The organism is Streptomyces luomodiensis, assembly GCF_031679605.1.
In the GTDB taxonomy this organism is placed as follows: Bacteria; Actinomycetota; Actinomycetes; order Streptomycetales; family Streptomycetaceae; genus Streptomyces; species Streptomyces luomodiensis.
Map to the genome: position 1 here is coordinate 1,924,543 of NZ_CP117522.1, position 13,775 is coordinate 1,938,317.

15 protein-coding genes are annotated in these 13,775 nt (G+C 73.1%); 9 read left to right on the forward strand and 6 right to left on the reverse strand.

Annotated elements, in window-relative coordinates; translation table 11 throughout:
- Positions 1-98: 98 nt before the first annotated feature.
- A complete protein-coding gene (locus PS467_RS08100) occupies positions 99-1,019 on the reverse strand; it encodes an SDR family oxidoreductase (RefSeq protein WP_311034669.1) in 921 nt (306 codons plus the stop codon).
- A gap of 145 nt (positions 1,020-1,164) precedes the next feature.
- On the opposite strand from PS467_RS08100, the gene PS467_RS08105 reads away from it, so the two are divergent.
- The 4 genes from PS467_RS08105 to PS467_RS08120 are packed head-to-tail and all read left to right on the forward strand — an operon-like array spanning position 1,165 to position 4,629.
- Positions 1,165-1,914 carry an enoyl-CoA hydratase family protein gene (locus PS467_RS08105; protein WP_311034670.1) on the forward strand — a complete coding sequence of 250 codons (750 nt, stop codon included), beginning with the start codon at positions 1,165-1,167 and terminating at the stop codon, positions 1,912-1,914.
- 20 nt (positions 1,915-1,934) lie between these two features.
- Positions 1,935-2,783, forward strand: a complete 849-nt coding sequence (locus tag PS467_RS08110) for a CoA transferase subunit A (protein ID WP_311039787.1) — start codon at positions 1,935-1,937, stop codon at positions 2,781-2,783.
- A complete protein-coding gene (locus PS467_RS08115) occupies positions 2,780-3,556 on the forward strand; it encodes a CoA-transferase subunit beta (protein ID WP_311034671.1) in 777 nt (258 codons plus the stop codon). The genes PS467_RS08110 and PS467_RS08115 overlap by 4 nt, the downstream gene beginning before the upstream one ends.
- The gene (locus PS467_RS08120; protein ID WP_311034672.1) at positions 3,553-4,629 is read left to right on the forward strand and encodes an NAD(P)H-dependent flavin oxidoreductase; all 1,077 of its coding nucleotides are present in this window, start codon (positions 3,553-3,555) and stop codon (positions 4,627-4,629) included. Before PS467_RS08115 ends, PS467_RS08120 begins: the two co-directional genes overlap by 4 nt.
- A gap of 58 nt (positions 4,630-4,687) precedes the next feature.
- Here the strand turns inward: PS467_RS08120 and PS467_RS08125 are convergent, their stop codons facing one another.
- From PS467_RS08125 to PS467_RS08135, 3 genes are read right to left on the reverse strand one after another with little or no spacing between them, the layout of a single operon-like run.
- Positions 4,688-5,845 (reverse strand): acetyl-CoA C-acetyltransferase, encoded by a 1,158-nt coding sequence (locus PS467_RS08125; protein ID WP_311034673.1) that lies wholly within the window; start codon positions 5,843-5,845, stop codon positions 4,688-4,690.
- Positions 5,846-5,881: 36 nt separating this feature from the next.
- A complete protein-coding gene (locus PS467_RS08130; RefSeq protein ID WP_432280550.1) occupies positions 5,882-6,475 on the reverse strand; it encodes a TetR/AcrR family transcriptional regulator in 594 nt (197 codons plus the stop codon).
- Positions 6,476-6,480: 5 nt separating this feature from the next.
- Positions 6,481-7,269, reverse strand: a complete 789-nt coding sequence (locus PS467_RS08135) for an SDR family oxidoreductase (RefSeq protein ID WP_311034675.1) — start codon at positions 7,267-7,269, stop codon at positions 6,481-6,483.
- Between the two features lie 159 nt (positions 7,270-7,428).
- Between PS467_RS08135 and PS467_RS08140 the strand changes: the two genes are divergently transcribed.
- The 4 genes from PS467_RS08140 (at position 7,429) to PS467_RS08155 (ending at position 11,312) form a co-directional block, all read left to right on the forward strand.
- Positions 7,429-8,286 carry an enoyl-CoA hydratase gene (locus PS467_RS08140; RefSeq protein ID WP_311034676.1) on the forward strand — a complete coding sequence of 286 codons (858 nt, stop codon included), beginning with the start codon at positions 7,429-7,431 and terminating at the stop codon, positions 8,284-8,286.
- Positions 8,286-9,461 carry an acyl-CoA dehydrogenase family protein gene (locus PS467_RS08145; RefSeq protein ID WP_311034677.1) on the forward strand — a complete coding sequence of 392 codons (1,176 nt, stop codon included), beginning with the start codon at positions 8,286-8,288 and terminating at the stop codon, positions 9,459-9,461. Before PS467_RS08140 ends, PS467_RS08145 begins: the two co-directional genes overlap by 1 nt.
- Entirely contained in the window at positions 9,461-10,447 is a 987-nt protein-coding gene (locus PS467_RS08150) for an acyl-CoA dehydrogenase family protein (RefSeq protein ID WP_311034678.1), read from the forward strand. Before PS467_RS08145 ends, PS467_RS08150 begins: the two co-directional genes overlap by 1 nt.
- A 76-nt stretch (positions 10,448-10,523) precedes the next feature.
- Positions 10,524-11,312, forward strand: a complete 789-nt coding sequence (locus tag PS467_RS08155; protein WP_311034679.1) for an SDR family oxidoreductase — start codon at positions 10,524-10,526, stop codon at positions 11,310-11,312.
- Positions 11,313-11,345: 33 nt separating this feature from the next.
- On the opposite strand, the gene PS467_RS08160 is transcribed toward PS467_RS08155, so the two are convergent.
- On the reverse strand, positions 11,346-12,290 hold the full coding sequence (locus PS467_RS08160; protein ID WP_311034680.1) for an SDR family oxidoreductase: 945 nt from the start codon (positions 12,288-12,290) through the stop codon (positions 11,346-11,348).
- Positions 12,291-12,395: 105 nt separating this feature from the next.
- Between PS467_RS08160 and PS467_RS08165 the strand changes: the two genes are divergently transcribed.
- The gene (locus PS467_RS08165; RefSeq protein ID WP_311034681.1) at positions 12,396-12,989 is read left to right on the forward strand and encodes a TetR/AcrR family transcriptional regulator; all 594 of its coding nucleotides are present in this window, start codon (positions 12,396-12,398) and stop codon (positions 12,987-12,989) included.
- A 78-nt stretch (positions 12,990-13,067) separates the two neighbouring features.
- On the opposite strand, the gene PS467_RS08170 is transcribed toward PS467_RS08165, so the two are convergent.
- A complete protein-coding gene (locus PS467_RS08170; RefSeq protein ID WP_311034682.1) occupies positions 13,068-13,730 on the reverse strand; it encodes a TetR/AcrR family transcriptional regulator in 663 nt (220 codons plus the stop codon).
- Positions 13,731-13,775: the final 45 nt, after the last annotated feature.

Here is a 13,775-nt window from a genome sequence, read left to right on the forward strand (position 1 = left end):
CCGCCACCCACGGATGGCCGGCCGGCTGCGCGGCCGTGGTGGCGACGGCGCCTCGGCGGTGCGTCCGATGTCGTTCAGGGACGCCCCCGCCGCGGACGTCAGCGGGTCCCGTACACCGGCCGCGGTGGCCCGGACGCGGCGAGCAGTTCCGCCACCGTCTCCCCGGCCTCGGCCGGGTTCCAGCGGGCCCCCCTGTCGGCGGTCGGGCCCGGCCGCCAGCCCTCCATCACCGTGATCCGTCCGCCCTCGGCCTCGAAGACCCGGCCGGTCACGCCGGCGCAGGCCGCGGAGCCCAGCCATACGACGAGCGGCGAGACGTTCTCCGGGGCCATCGCGTCGAAGACGCCCTCGCCGGGCGCCGCCATGGTCTCGGGGAAGGTCTCCTCGGTCATCCGGGTGCGGGCGGCCGGGGCGATCGCGTTGACCTGGACGCCGTAGCGGCCCATCTCGGCGGCGGCCACCAGGGTCAGGCCGACGATGCCCGCCTTGGCGGCGGAGTAGTTGCCCTGGCCGACGCTGCCGAGCAGGCCCGCCCCGGAGCTGGTGTTGATCACACGCGCCTCGGGGACCCGGCCCGCCTTGGCCTCGGCGCGCCAGTGCGCGGCCGCGTATTTCAGGGGCAGGAAGTGGCCCTTGAGGTGGACACGTATCACCGCGTCCCAGTCGTCCTCGTCCAGGTTGACGAGCGTCCGGTCGCGCAGGAACCCGGCGTTGTTGACGAGCGTGTCGAGCCGGCCGAAGGAGTCGAGCGCGGTGGCGACGAGGGATGCCGCGCCGTCGGCGGTGGCGATGTCACCGCCGTGCGCGACGGCCTCGCCGCCGGCCGCGCGGATCTCCTGGACGACCCGCTGGGCGGGACCGCTGCCCGCTTTGGACCCGTCGAGGCCGACGCCGAGGTCGTTGACGACCACGTTCGCCCCCTCGGCGGCGAACGCCAGAGCGTGCGCGCGGCCGAGTCCACGGCCCGCGCCGGTGACGGCGACGACGCGTCCGGCACACAGGGCGGTCGGTGAGGTCATGGTGGGTGTCCTTTCCGGCGGCGAGGCGGGGAGGCAGGGAAGCGGGGAGGTGAGTACCGCTCAGCGGCACGGCATTCCCCCGGCGTCCGGATCGCTGCTAGTTTCGGCCTAACAAACGTTTGGTGGAAAGGTAGCTGATGCGCTCATGGGTGTCTCCACCTCCGCCCCGCAAGAGGGCGTCGCCGTCGTCACCGTGGACTTCCCCCCGGTCAACGCCCTCCCGGTGCGGGGCTGGTACGAGCTGGCCGCGGCGGTGCGCGCGGCCGGCGCCGATCCGCAGGTGCGCTGTGTGGTGCTCACCGCCGAGGGCCGCGGGTTCAACGCGGGCGTGGACATCAAGGAGATGCGGCGCGCGGACGGACACGGTGCGCTGATCGGCGCCAACCGCGGCTGCTTCGAGGCGTTCGCCGCGGTCTACGAGTGCGAGGTCCCGGTGGTCGCCGCCGTCCACGGCTTCTGCCTGGGCGGCGGCATCGGCCTGGTGGGCAACGCGGACGCGATCGTGGCCGGCGACGACGCCACCTTCGGGCTGCCGGAGCTCGACCGGGGCGCGCTCGGCGCGGCCACGCACCTCGCCCGGCTCGTACCCCAGCACCTGATGCGGGCCCTGTACTACACCTCGCGCACCGCGACGGCCCAGGAACTGCACCGGCACGGCTCGGTGTGGCGCGTGGTGCCGCGCGAGGAGCTGCGGGCGGCCGCCCTCGAACTGGCCGGCGAGATCGCCGCCAAGGACGGCTACCTGATCCGGCTGGCCAAGGCCGCCATCAACGGCATCGACCCGGTCGACGTACGCCGCAGCTACCGCTTCGAGCAGGGCTTCACCTTCGAGGCCAACCTCAGCGGGGTCGCGGACCGGGTGCGGGACGCCTTCGGCGCGGACGAGGAGCGGTGAGCGTGCCCCGGGACAAGACGATGACGGCCGACGACATCGTCGGCCGGCTGCGCAGCGGCATGACGGTCGGCATCGGCGGCTGGGGCTCGCGCCGCAAGCCGATGGCCCTGGTACGGGCGCTGCTGCGGTCGGACCTCACCGACCTGACCGTGGTCTCCTACGCCGGCCCGGACGTCGGTCTGCTCGCGGCGGCGGGGAAGATCCGCAAGCTCGTCACGGCGTTCGGCACGCTCGACTCGATACCGCTGGAGCCGCACTTCACCGCCGCCCGGCAGCGCGGCGCGTTCGAGATGGTCGAGCTCGACGAGGCGATGCTCATGTGGGGCCTGACCGCCGGGGCGCAGCGGCTGCCGTTCATGCCGGTCCGGGCCGGTCTCGGGTCGGACGTGATGAGGGTCAACCCGTCGCTGCGCACGGTCAGGTCGCCCTACGACGACGGGGAGGAACTGGTCGCGGCCCCGGCCCTGCGCCTGGACGCCGCCCTGGTCCACCTCAACCGCGCCGACAAACACGGCACCGGGCAGTACCTGGGGCCCGACCCGTACTTCGACGACCTGTTCTGCGAGGCCGCCGACCACGCGTACGTCTCCTGCGAGCGGATCGTCGACACCGCGGATCTGCTCACGGCGCACGGGCCGCAGACCCTGCTGGTCAAGCGCCTGTTCGTGGACGGGGTCAGCGAGACCCCGAACGGCGCGCACTTCACCTCCTGCGCGCCCGACCACGAGCGGGACGAGTCCTTCCAGCGCGCCTATGTCCGGGCGGCCCGCGATCCCGAGGCGTGGCCGGCCTTCGTGAGACGGTTCCTGTCCGGGGACGAGGCCGCCTACCAGGCCGCCGTCACCGCGTTCCACCAGGAGGACGCATGAGTGCCACCGGGACCGGCGTCCCGGCCGCGACCCGCGCCGACCACTGTGTGGTGGCCTGCGCGGAGGCGTGGCGGGGCGCCGGTGAGGTCCTCGCCAGTCCGATGGGCACCGTCCCGGCCATCGGGGCACGTCTGGCGAAGCTCACCTTCTCGCCCGACCTGCTGCTGACCGACGGGGAGGCGCTGCTCATGGCGGACGTGCCCGCGATCGGGTCCGGGCCGGGGGCGGTCGAGGGCTGGCTGCCGTTCCGTCAGCACCTGGCGCTGACCGCCACCGGCCGCCGGCACGTGATGATGGGCGCCAGTCAGATCGACCGCCACGGCAACCAGAACATCTCCTGCATCGGCGACTGGGCCCGGCCCACCCGGCAGTTGCTCGGGGTGCGCGGCGCTCCGGTCAACACGCTCAACAACACCACGAGTTACTGGGTGCCGAAGCACTCCGCCCGGGTGTTCGTCGAGCGCGTCGACATGGCCAGCGGTGTCGGATACGACCGGGCCGCGGCGGCCGGTCCCTCCGCGACCCGCTATCACCGCGTTGCCGAGGTGATCAGCAACCTGGGCGTGTTCGACTTCGAGACCCCCGACCGCACCATGCGGCTGCGCTCACGGCACCCCGGGGTCACCCTCGAGGAGGTCACCGAGGCCACCGGCTTCGACCTGGTGATCCCCGACGAGGTGCCGTGCACGCGGGAGCCCACCGAGACGGAGCTGCGGCTGATCCGGGAGGTCATCGACCCCGAGGGCCTGCGGGAGCGGGAGGTGCCGTCATGAGCGGGACGGGTCCCGCGACGATCCCGACCGCGCTGACCGAGCTGACGGGGGTGCGGTATCCGATCGTGCAGACCGGGATGGGCTGGGTGGCCGGCCCCCGCCTGGTGTCGGCCACGGCGAACGCGGGGGCGCTGGGCATCCTCGCCTCCGCCACGATGACCGTGGAGCGGCTGCGCACGGCGGTCCGGGAGGTCAGGTCCCGTACGGACGCGCCCTTCGGCGTCAACCTGCGGGCGGACGCCGGGGACGCCGCGGACCGGGTGCGGATCATCATCGACGAGGGGGTCCGGGTGGCGTCCTTCGCGCTCGCCCCGACGAAGGAGCTGATCGCGCGCCTCCAGGACGCGGGCGTCGTCGTCATCCCCTCCGTCGGGGCCCGGCGGCACGCCGAGAAGGTCGCGGCGTGGGGCGCCGACGCGGTGCTGGTGCAGGGCGGCGAGGGCGGCGGGCACACCGGCAACGTGGCTACCTCGGTGCTGGTCCCCCAGGTCGTGGACGCCGTCGGCATCCCGGTGATCGCGGCGGGCGGCTTCCACGACGGCCGCGGTCTGGTCGCCGCGCTGGCCTACGGGGCGGCCGGTCTCGGCATGGGCACACGTTTCCTGCTCACCTCCGACAGCACCGTCCCGGCGGCGGTGAAGGCGAGGTACCTGGGTGCCGCGGTCCACGACGTCACGGTCACCACCAGGGTGGACGGGCTGCCGCACCGCATGCTGCGCACCGAACTGGTCGACCGCCTGGAGCGTTCGGGCCGTGCGGCCTCGCTGCTGCGGGCACTGCGGCACGCCTCGGCCTTCCGCAAGGAGTCGGGGGCGAGCTGGCCGCGGCTGGTCCGGGACGGGATGGCGATGAAGCGGGGCACGGACCTGACCTGGAGTCAGGTGCTGTTGGCCGCCAACACCCCGATGCTGCTGAAGGCGTCGATGGTCGACGGGCGCACCGACCTGGGGGTGATGGCCTCGGGACAGGTGGCGGGGGTGATCGAGGATCTGCCGTCCTGTGCGGAACTGGTCGAGCGGATCATGAGCGAGGCGCGGAACACGCTGGAGTCGCTGTCCCGCGCCGCCGGCTGACGCGCACCACGGCGACGGGGCGGGCCGGGGTCCGCGGCCCGCCCCGTGGCCGTGCCGCTCAGAGGCGTTCGATGATGGTGACGTTGGCCAGACCGCCGCCCTCGCACATGGTTTGCAGGCCGTACCGCCCGCCGGTGCGCTCCAGTTCGTGGAGCAGGGTCGTCATCAGCTTGGCGCCGGTGGCGCCGAGCGGGTGGCCGAGCGCGATGGCGCCGCCGTTGACGTTGACCCGGTCCGGGTCGGCGCCGGTCTCCTTCAGCCAGGCGAGGACCACCGGCGCGAACGCCTCGTTGATCTCGACCAGGTCCATGTCGTCGATGGACATCCGGGCCTTCTGCAGCGCGTACGCCGTCGCCGGGATCGGCGCCGACAGCATGCGGATGGGGTCCTCGCCGCGCACCGACAGGTGGTGGACGCGGGCCCGCGGGGTCAGGCCGTGTTCGGCGACGGCCCGTTCGGAGGCGATGAGCAGCGCCGCGGCGCCGTCGGAGACCTGCGAGGAGACGCCGGCGGTCAGCCGGCCGCCCTCGACGACCGGCTTGAGGGCGGCCATCTTCGCCAGGGAGGTGTCGCGGCGCGGGCCCTCGTCGGTGGTCACCTCGCCGACGGGGACGGTCTCGCGGTCGAAGCGGCCCTCGTCGATGGCGCGCACCGCCCGCTGGTGCGAGCGCAGCGCGAACCGCTCCATGTCCTCGCGGCTGATGTGCCACGTGGCGGCGATGAGTTCGGCGCCGTGGAACTGGCTGACGGGCGCGTCGCCGTAGCGGGCGCGCCAGCCCTCGGAGCCCGCGAAGGGGCCGTCGGTGAGGCCGAGGGGTTCGGCGGCCCGGCGGCTGGCGAAGGCGATGGGGACCATCGACATGTTCTGTGTGCCGCCCGCGACGACCAGGTCCTGGGTGCCGGAGAGCACGCCCTGGGCGGCGAAGTGGACGGCCTGCTGGGAGGAGCCGCACTGCCGGTCGACGGTGGTGCCGGGCACCTCCTCGGGCAGGCCCGCGGCGAGCCACGCGGTGCGGGCGATGTTCCCGGCCTGCGGGCCGACGGTGTCCAGACAGCCGAAGACGACGTCGTCGACGGCGGCCGGGTCGACGCCGGTGCGCTCGATCAGTGCCGTGAGGACGTGGGCCCCCAGGTCGGCGGGGTGTACGGCGGACAGTCCGCCCCGGCGCCGGCCGACCGGGGTGCGGACCGCTTCGACCAGGTAAGCCTCTGCCATGACTGCTCCTTCGTGATGGGTCGTCGGGGCGCCACGTCAACTCCGCGGGGTGATGCCCTCGAGGACCATGGACAGGTACTGCCGGGCGATCTCCTCCGGGCTGTGGGGGCCGCCGGGGCGGTACCAGGAGGCGGCCACCCACACGGTGTCGCGTACGAACCGGTAGACCAGCCGCACGTCCAGGTCGGCGCGGAAGGCCTGCTCGGTGACGCCTCGTTCCAGGGTGCGCAGCCAGGCGTGCTCGAACTTCACCTGGGAGGTGGCGAGAGAGCCGAAGCGCGGCTGGGCGGACAGGTGCCGGGACTCCTTCTGGTAGATGGCGACCGCGGGACCGTGCTGGTCGATCTGCCGGAAGGACTCGGTGACGAGGGCCTCGATGGTCTCCGGGGGCCCGAGTCCGGCGGCGAGCACGGTCTCGTAGCCGGCCCACAGCTCGTCCAGGAAGGCGGAGAGGATCTCGTCCAGCATCGACTCCTTGGAGTCGAAGTGGTGGTAGAGGCTGCCCGCGAGCATCCCGGCGGCGTCGGCGATGCGGCGGACGGTGGTGGCGTTGTAGCCCTGGTCGGCGAAGACCTGGGCGGCGGTGGCCAGGATCTCGGCGCGGCGCCCGGCGGAGGCGCTGGTGCTCATCGCCCTCATGCCCGCTGGCTGCTGACGGAGACCGTCTCGCCGGTCAGGTAGGAGGAGTATCCGCTGGCCAGGAAGACGATGACGTTGGCGATCTCCCATGGTTCGGCGTAGCGGCCGAAGGCCTCGCGTTCGGTGAGTTCGGCGAGCAGCTCGGGGGTGGTCACCTTCACCAGGTGCGGATGCATGGCGAGGCTCGGGGCGACGGCGTTGACGCGTACGCCGAAGTCCGCCGCCTCCAGGGCGGCGCACCGGGTGAGGGCCATGACCCCGGCCTTCGCGGCGGCGTAGTGGGCCTGTCCGCGCTGGGCACGCCAGCCGACGACGGAGGCGTTGTTGACGACGACGCCGCCGCCGTTCTGCGCCTTGAGGCGGCGCAGGGCGGCGCGGGTGCAGCGGAAGGTGCCGCCGAGCGTGACGTCGAGGACCTTGGACCACTGTTCGTCGCTCATGTCGACGAGGTCGGCCGTGCCGCCGAGGCCCGCGTTGTTGACGACGACGTCGAGGCCGCCGTGGCGCTCGGCGGCGAGCGCGAACAGGGCGTCGACCTGCTGTTCGTCGGTGACGTCGCAGGGCAGTCCGGCGACGTTGGCCGCGCCGAACTCCTCGGCCAGGGCGGCGGCGCTCTCCCTCAGGCGCCGCTCGTGGGCGTCACCGATGACGATCCGGGCGCCCTCCTCGAGGAACCTGCGGGCGGTGGCCCCGCCGATCCCGGCGCCCGCGGCGGCGGTGATCACCGCGGTGCGGCCGGCCAGGAGGGAGTGCCCCGGTACGTAGGGGGGCGGCTGCGGGGTCACGGGCGGATCTCCTGGGGCAGGCCGACGCAGGTCCGGCCGGCGGCGGCCATGTGCCGTTCCCGGGCGGGCCGTTCGGTGGGGGCCTCGGCGCGGAACTCCTCGACGCTGCTCATGCCGTTACGTTAATCTACCAAACACTTGTTAGGGAAGGAGGGCATGATGTCCGCTGCCCACGACGCATCCGCCCCACCCGTGCGCTACGAGAAGCGGGGTCCGGTCGCGACGGTCACCATGAACCGGCCCGAGTACCGCAACGCGCAGAACTCCGCGATGACCTACGCCCTGGACCGGGCGTTCTACCGCGCGGCCGAGGACGACGAGGTGAAGGCCGTCGTCCTGGCCGGGGCGGGCGAGCACTTCTCCGCCGGCCACGACATCGGCACCCCCGGGCGGGACGCGCATCTGCCCTTCGAGCGCCGGGCGGGACTGTGGTGGGACCACTCGGACAAGGAGGGCGCGGAGAGCCGCTTCGCCCGCGAGTCCGAGGTGTATCTCGGCATGTGCCGCCGCTGGCGCGAGCTGCCCAAGCCGGTCATCGCCTCCGTACAGGGCGCCTGTGTGGCGGGCGGTCTGATGCTCGTCTGGGTGTGCGACCTGATCGTGGCCTCGGAGGACGCGTTCTTCGCCGATCCGGTGGTGCGAATGGGCATACCGGGCGTCGAGTACTTCGCCCACCCGTGGGTGATGCCGCCGCGCATCGCCAAGGAGTTCCTCTTCACCGGCGACCGCATGAGCGCCCGCCGCGCCCACGAGGTCGGCATGGTCAACCGCGTCGTCCCCCGCGCGGAACTGGCGCGGCGCACCCGGGAGCTGGCGCTGCGGATCGCTCGGATGCCGCGCCTCGGACTCGCCCTGACCAAGCGCGCCGTGAACCAGGCCGAGGACCTCCAGGGTCTGCACGCGGGCATGGACTCGGCGTTCGGCCTGCACCACCTGGCGCACGCGCACAACGCCGAGACCGCACCCGACGCGCTCGGCGGCATGGACATCCACGCGATGAAGAGGGCGGGCGGCTGATGGACCTCGACCTCAGCGAGGCGGACGAGGCGTTCCGCACCGAGGTCCGCGACTGGCTGGCCGCGCATGTGCCGGCCACTCCGCTGCCGTCCCTGGAGAGCGCCGAGGGTTTCGCCGCCCACCGGGACTGGGAGCGCGAACTGGCCGCCGACCGCTGGTCGGTGGTGTCCTGGCCCACGGAGTACGGCGGGCGGGGCGCCTCGATCCTGCACTGGCTGATCTTCGAGGAGGAGTACTTCGCCGCCGGCGCGCCCGGACGGGTCAGCCAGAACGGCATCCACCTGCTCGCCCCCACCCTCTTCGCGCACGGCACCGCCGAGCAGCGGGCCCGGGTCCTGCCCGCGATGGCGCGCGGCGAGGTCATCTGGGCGCAGGCGTGGTCCGAGCCGGAGTCCGGTTCCGACCTGGCCTCGCTCACGTCGTCGGCCCGGCGCGCCGCCGGCGGCTGGCTGCTGAGCGGCCAGAAGACGTGGTCGTCCCGGGCCGCGTTCGCCGACCGGGCCTTCGGCCTGTTCCGCAGCGATCCGGACGCCGGGAAGCCGCACCACGGGCTGACGTACCTGATGTTCCCGCTGGACGCGGAGGGCGTCACCGTGCGGCCCATCGGGCGCCTCGACGGCCGGCCGGCCTTCGCGGAACTCTTCCTGGACGAGGTGTTCGTACCGGACGAGGACGTCATCGGCGAGCCCGGCCAGGGCTGGCGGATCGCGATGAGCACCACCGGCGACGAGCGCGGGCTCACCCTGCGCAGCCCGGGACGCTTCACGGCGGCCGCCGACCGGCTGACCGCGCTGTGGCACGAGCACGGCGACCCGGCCGACACGGCACTGCGCGACCGGGTCGCCGACGCGGTGATCGGCGCCCGCGCCTACCGGCTGTTCTCCTACGCGGCTGCCTCCCGCGTCCTGCACGACGAGGGCGCCCCGGCCGGCGCCGCCGCCAGCCTCAACAAGATCTACTGGTCCGAGCTGGACATCGCCCTGCACGAGACGGCCCTGGATCTGCTCGGCCCGTACGGCGAACTCGCCGACCACGCGCCCGACTCCCCCGCCCACGGCGGCTGGGCCGAGGGCTACACCTTCTCCCTGGCCGGGCCCATCTACGCGGGCACCAACGAGATCCAGCGCGACATCGTCGCCGAGCGGCTGCTCGGCCTGCCGAAGGGACGCCGGTGATGCGGTTCCTCCTCGACGCCGAGCAACGGGAGTTCGCCCGCTCCCTCGACGGACTGCTCACCTCCTGCGACACCCCGGCCGCGATACGGGCCTGGGCGGCCGGTGACCACGCCCCGGGGCGGGCTCTGTGGGCGCGGCTGGCCGAGGCCGGGGTGTTCGCCCTGGCCGTACCGGAACGGTACGGCGGCTTCGGTCCGCTGCCGCTCGACCTGTCCGTCGCCTTCGCGCAGGTGGGGCGGCACGCCGTCCCCGGCCCGCTGGTGGAGACGGTCGCGGCGGCGGCCCTGCTGGACCGGCTCGGCGACGCGGACGCGGCCGGTGCCCACCTGCCCGGCATCGCCTCCGGCACGACCGTCGCCTCCCTGTGCCTGACCGCCCTCGGCCCGTACGCCCTGGACGCCGACGCGGCCGACACGGTGCTGGTCGTGGACGGCGACACGCTGCGCGTGGGCGCCCGGCCGGGGCCCGTCCAGCCCTCGGCCGACCCGGGGCGGCGCCTGTCGCGGCCGTCCGGCGGCACGGTCCTCGCCGAGGGCCCGGCCGTGGCCGCGGCCGCCGCGCACGCGGCCGGCCTGGCCGCGCTGGCCACCTCGGCCCAGTCCCTGGGAGTCGGCCGCGCGCTGCTCGCCCGTACCGTCGAGTACGTCAAGCGGCGCACCCAGTTCGGCGTGCCCGTCGGCTCCTTCCAGGCCGTCAAGCACCGGCTCGCGGACACCCTCCTCGCCCTGGAGTTCGCCGAGCCGCTGGTGCACGGCGCCGCCCTCGCGCTCGCCGCGGGCTCCCCGGACGCCGACCGCGATGTCGCCGCCGCCAAGGTCACGGCGGGCGAGGCCGCCTACCGGGCCGCGCGCACGGCCCTGCAACTGCACGGGGCGGTCGGCTACACGGACGAACTGGACCTGTCCCTGTGGATACGCAAGGCCCGCCCGCTGCGCGACGCCTGGGGCACCCCGGCCGCCTGCCGGGCCCGCGTACTGGCAGCCTGACGCGCGCGGCTCGCCGCCGGCCCGGACCGGCCTCGTGCTGAACACCCGCCCCGACGGATGAGAGAGGCCGGGAGACATGGACAACGGCAACCCACTGGACTTCACCGGGCGCGTGGTGCTCGTCACCGGCGGCACCAAGGGCATCGGCGCCGCCATCGCGGAGGCGTTCCTCGGCGCCGGAGCCGATGTCGTCGTCTGCGGCCGCAACGCCCCGAAGACGCTGCCGGCGGCCCGGGGCAGGGAGGCGGTCCTCGTCCCCGCCGACGTGCGCGATCCCGTGGCGGCGGCGGGGCTCGTCGACAGCGCGGTGGGGCGTTTCGGCCGCCTGGACGTGCTCGTCAACAACGCTGGCGGCTCCCCGGACGCCGACGCGGCGACCGCCTCCCCCCGCTTGGTGGAGAAGGTCGTCGCGCTCAACCTGCTCGCGCCGTTCTACGTGGCGCAGGCGGCCCACCGCGCCATGCGGACCCGGCCGGGCGGCGGCTCGGTCGTCAACATCGGCAGTGTCTCCGCCCACGACCCGCAGCCGGGCACCGCCGCCTACACGGCCGCCAAGGCCGGGCTGCTGGCCCTCACCAAGGCGCTCGCCCTGGAGTGGGCGCCCCAGGTACGGGTCAACCACATCACCACCGGGCTGATCCGCACCGAGAGCGCGGCCGCCGGCTACGGCACGGACGGCGGTGCCTCGGTGGCCGGCGTCATCCCAATGGAACGGATGGCCCACCCCGGCGACGTCGCCCGCGCCTGTCTGTTCCTCGCGAGCGACCTGGCCGGATACGTCACCGGCGCCGACCTCGCGGTGCACGGGGGCGGGGAGGTTCCGGCCCGCTACCTCGCCGCGAGGGCGGCCGGCGGGCAGGGGTGAACGCGGACCGGAGCGTGCAGGGCGCCGAGCGCCTCAGGTGGTGGGGAACGACACCTTCGTCAGTTCTTCCGAGATCCGCCAGATGCGCTGGGCCTCCTCGGTGCTGCGCAGGCGGGAGTAGAGCTTCTGGTCGGCGGGCGGGCCTCCGAGGTGCCCCAGGCCGCTCGGCCCGTAGAGGTGGCCGGGCTGGGCTTCGGCGGCCGTCGCGGCGTAGAGGGCGGGGAGCTTCGCGGTCTCGACGGTCCCGAGGAGGATGCCACGGGCGGACAGGGCGCTGATGAGCTTCCTGCCTCCGGTTTCCGTGTCGCGGCCGACTTCGGGGCGCGCGGCGAGCAGGCTGGTCGGAGCGACCCCGGGGTGGGCGAGGTTGCTCGTGATGCCCCAGCCGTGCGCCTGGCTGAGCCGGTCGAGTTCGAGGCCGAAGAGCCCGAAGGCGATCTTCGACTGGCTGTACGCCTTCATACCGTCATAGGAGCGTTCCCAGTTCAGGTCCTCCCAGTTGATGTCGTTGCGGTTCGCGGCGATGCTGATCTGCGAGGTCACCCGGGCCTGGCCGGCGCGCAGCAGCGGAAGCAGATGGGCCACCAGGGCGAAGTGGCCGAGGTGGTTGGTGCCGAACTGAAGCTCGAACCCGTCGGTGGTCGTCTGGCGGTCGGGCGGGGTCATCACCCCGGCGTTGTTGATGAGGATGTGGAGGGGGCGGCCTTCCTCGCGCAGCGTGTCGCCGAGGGCCGCGACCGAGGCGAGTGAGGACAGGTCGAGGGCGTGGAGCGACACGTCGGCGCCGGGAACTGCCTGCACGATGCTCGCGACCGCCGCTTCGCCCTTGCGCCGATTCCGTACGGGCAGGAGTACCTCGGCCCCGGCCGCGGCGAGTCGCGTGGCGAGTCCGAGGCCGATGCCGTCGCTGGCCCCGGTGACGAGCGCGCGCCGCCCGGTGAGGTCGGGCACGGTGATGTCGATGGTTTTGCGCGGCATGCGCTCCTCCTGGGGTCATGTTCGTGAGCCGCCGCTCAATGTATGCGACGATCACAATGTATGCAACGTTCACAATGTAGGCGGCGCTCAGATTAGGCTGTCTCCATGAAGAAGCGGCCTTACCACCACGGAGACCTTCGCGCAGCCCTGCTCGAACGGGCCGAGCAAGCACTGCGTGAGCGGGGATCGGGCGCACTGTCCCTCCGAGAACTGGCCCGCGACCTCGGCGTGAGCCCCGCAGCACCCAGCCGCCACTTCAAGAGCAAGCAGGCGCTGCTGGACGCCCTGGCCCTGGACGGCTTCGAACGGCTCAACGAGGCCCTCGAGGCGTCCCAGAAGGGCGCGGGCCGGACCTTCGGCGAGCGCCTGACCGCCATGGCCCGGACGTATGTGGGCTTTTCCCTGACGAACGCCGCACTGCTCGACTTGATGTTCTCGGCCAAGCACAGCCCGGAGGCGTCGCAGGCACTGGAAGCGGCCGCACACCGATGGGCCGAGCAGGGCCTGGAACTGGTCAGCACCGGGCAGCGTCAAGGCGAGGTGCGCGAGGGGCCGGTGGACCGTGTCGCCCTGACGGTGTTCGCGCCGATATACGGGTACGTCGGCCTGGCGGTGAGCGGCGCACCGCTGCCCGAGACGGACGAGCGCGGACTCGACGACGTCATCGCGTCCATCATTCGCGCGTGCAGACCGGAATAGAGCCGTACCAGGGCGCCCGTACCACGGGTCCCGACTCACCCGGCGGGCCGGTCGGCGGCTGGATTCGGCGGATGCGGGCTACGCCGTCGGCCTCTGCATGATGCCGGTGAGGACCAGTCCGGCCAGCACCTGGCCGTAGTGGAGGTCATCCTCGTCCGACGACGGTTCCGGGCGGCCGAACCTGCGGGCGAGCGGCTGCTGGATCAGCCCACTGGTGGGCCCCATCACCGCGAAGTAGAGCAGATGCATGGGCACCGGCGGCATGACTCCCTTGGCGACGAGTCGCTCGATGCTCGGCTCGACGTTCTCCATGAAGGGCTGGATATACCGCTCGAAGAGGTAGTCGAGCCGCTCGGATTCGCGGGCCGCCTCATCGGCCACGATGCGGTGAAGCTGGGGCAGGTGGGCGGATTTCCGGTAGATCTTCCGGACGGCGGCGACGATCAGATCTTGGTCGTCGTCATAGTCGTCGCCGAAGGCCGGGCCGTCGAACTCGAGGACTTCCGCGGAAGCGAAATCGACGACCGCGCGCCAGAAGGCGAGCTTCGAGCCGTAGCGCACGCTGATGAAGTTGTGACTGACCCCGAGTCTGTGCGCCAGAACGCGGACCGTGGTCGCGTTGTAGCCCAGCTCCGCGAAGGCGTCGAGGCCCCGCCGCAGGATCCTCTGCTCGACCTCGGCCGGATCGCCGTCGAGGACCGACGTTCGTGAAGCGGCCCGCCGCCCGGGTGAGTTTGCCATGTCGCTGCTCCTAACCGTCGCTCCGCCCAGTGTAGTTGACAGTCG

Bases quoted from the DNA above. Each gene is read 5' to 3' on its own strand.
- PS467_RS08130 (WP_432280550.1), bottom strand. From the start codon at position 6,475: ATGAGCACCAGCGCCTCCGCCGGGCGCCGCGCCGAGATCCTGGCCACC.
- PS467_RS08105 (WP_311034670.1), top strand. From the start codon at position 1,165: ATGGGTGTCTCCACCTCCGCCCCGCAAGAGGGCGTCGCCGTCGTCACC.
- PS467_RS08140 (WP_311034676.1), top strand. From the start codon at position 7,429: ATGTCCGCTGCCCACGACGCATCCGCCCCACCCGTGCGCTACGAGAAG.
- PS467_RS08125 (WP_311034673.1), bottom strand. From the start codon at position 5,845: ATGGCAGAGGCTTACCTGGTCGAAGCGGTCCGCACCCCGGTCGGCCGG.
- PS467_RS08110 (WP_311039787.1), top strand. From the start codon at position 1,935: ATGACGGCCGACGACATCGTCGGCCGGCTGCGCAGCGGCATGACGGTC.
- PS467_RS08120 (WP_311034672.1), top strand. From the start codon at position 3,553: ATGAGCGGGACGGGTCCCGCGACGATCCCGACCGCGCTGACCGAGCTG.
- PS467_RS08160 (WP_311034680.1), bottom strand. From the start codon at position 12,290: ATGCCGCGCAAAACCATCGACATCACCGTGCCCGACCTCACCGGGCGG.
- PS467_RS08170 (WP_311034682.1), bottom strand. From the start codon at position 13,730: ATGGCAAACTCACCCGGGCGGCGGGCCGCTTCACGAACGTCGGTCCTC.
- PS467_RS08145 (WP_311034677.1), top strand. From the start codon at position 8,286: ATGGACCTCGACCTCAGCGAGGCGGACGAGGCGTTCCGCACCGAGGTC.
- PS467_RS08100 (WP_311034669.1), bottom strand. From the start codon at position 1,019: ATGACCTCACCGACCGCCCTGTGTGCCGGACGCGTCGTCGCCGTCACC.
- PS467_RS08155 (WP_311034679.1), top strand. From the start codon at position 10,524: ATGGACAACGGCAACCCACTGGACTTCACCGGGCGCGTGGTGCTCGTC.
- PS467_RS08165 (WP_311034681.1), top strand. From the start codon at position 12,396: ATGAAGAAGCGGCCTTACCACCACGGAGACCTTCGCGCAGCCCTGCTC.
- PS467_RS08115 (WP_311034671.1), top strand. From the start codon at position 2,780: ATGAGTGCCACCGGGACCGGCGTCCCGGCCGCGACCCGCGCCGACCAC.
- PS467_RS08150 (WP_311034678.1), top strand. From the start codon at position 9,461: ATGCGGTTCCTCCTCGACGCCGAGCAACGGGAGTTCGCCCGCTCCCTC.